A 1235-nucleotide genomic window follows, 5' to 3' on the forward strand; every position below is an offset into this window, starting at 1 on the left:
CGGCGCGAGCACCTCCCGGCGAAAGGCGGCCGAGAGCGGGGCCGAGCGCGCTTCAGGCAGCGAGGCAAAGCCCTCACCGGCCAGCTTATGCAGCAGGTACAGGGCGTGGTCCTCCGCCCAAAGCTGCAGCAGCCGAATGCCGGCGGCAGCGACGGGGCCAAGCTCTGCGGCAGCGGCCGTTTCACGGCTTTCGCTTTGGGAATCCGCGGCAGCCGAGTTCCCGGTGTCCACCGCAGCAGCCAAGCCGAAATGCCCGCCCGCTGCCTCCCCCAAAGCCGAAGAGCGCGGGGCCTCCAGCCATCCCCCGGCCCGCTCCAACGCGTCCCATAGCAGATCGTGGAGCAAATTGCCCTTATTGCTGTAATAATGGTATACCGTGCCATAGCCGAGTCCCGCCTGCACGGCCACATCGCGGATTTCCAGTAAAGGCCCTTTATTCAAAAACACATCGGCAGCGGCTTTCCGGATTTGCGCCAGACGCCGCAGCCGGATCTCTTCGTTTTGTTCCTTCGTGCGTGGAGACATCTCGTCCGTTCACCTCTTTTATTTTTGACCTGCTCTTATGTCAATATAAAACATTGGCTTGCGAATAACAAGAGTCAGGCAAACAAAAGTCCCGACAACACCTCATAAACGATATGAAGATCAGTTATATATCAGCTCAATTTTAATGGTTTGATTGTACTGATATCATGTAGCTGCTCCCAGGTGAGCAGAAGTTATGCTATACTTGCGATGTAAAAGGGGGTGCCTACTGATGGAGAATCTATTGGGATTGTCTGTGACTTCTTACACTCATGCAAAGCCAATTATTAGGAAAGCGTTACTTTGTATGGGGCGAAACAATTTTTAACGCTGAACAAGCTTTTTTAATATTTTTGGCTTTGCACCTTATTTTAAAGAATCAAAATAAGGGGCGAGCAAAATTGAAATATACGAATGCTACAAAAGTTTTACCTCAAAAACTAATTATGGAAATTCAAAAATATGTTCAAGGAGAGACTCTGTATATTCCAAAGCCAAAAACGGAATATATGGATTGGGGCAGTTTGAGTGGGGGGAGAAGGTTGCTTGAACAGCGAAATGCCGCAATCAGAAATGCTTTTCAAAATAGCAGTAGTATCGAGCAATTAGCTAAGGAGTTTTTCCTCTCTACCGAAACTATTAAGAAAATTGTTTATTCACATAAAAATACCTAGTTTGCAAAGTGGCGTGGTACTCTACCCGCATAAATG

2 protein-coding genes are annotated in these 1235 nt (G+C 48.7%); one reads left to right on the forward strand and one right to left on the reverse strand.

Annotated features, from left to right (window positions below; translation table 11 throughout):
* Window positions 1-525: TetR/AcrR family transcriptional regulator (locus tag GRP75_RS27370; protein WP_160790938.1), on the reverse strand; the 525-nt coding region annotated here is incomplete at its 3' end.
* 401 nt (window positions 526-926) lie between these two features.
* On the opposite strand from GRP75_RS27370, the gene GRP75_RS27375 reads away from it, so the two are divergent.
* Window positions 927-1199 carry a CD3324 family protein gene (locus GRP75_RS27375; protein WP_160790939.1) on the forward strand — a complete coding sequence of 91 codons (273 nt, stop codon included), beginning with the start codon at window positions 927-929 and terminating at the stop codon, window positions 1197-1199.
* Window positions 1200-1235 lie beyond the last annotated feature (36 nt).

The organism is Paenibacillus sp. OT2-17 (genome assembly GCF_009827695.1).
Lineage (GTDB): Bacteria > Bacillota > Bacilli > Paenibacillales > Paenibacillaceae > Paenibacillus > Paenibacillus polymyxa_B.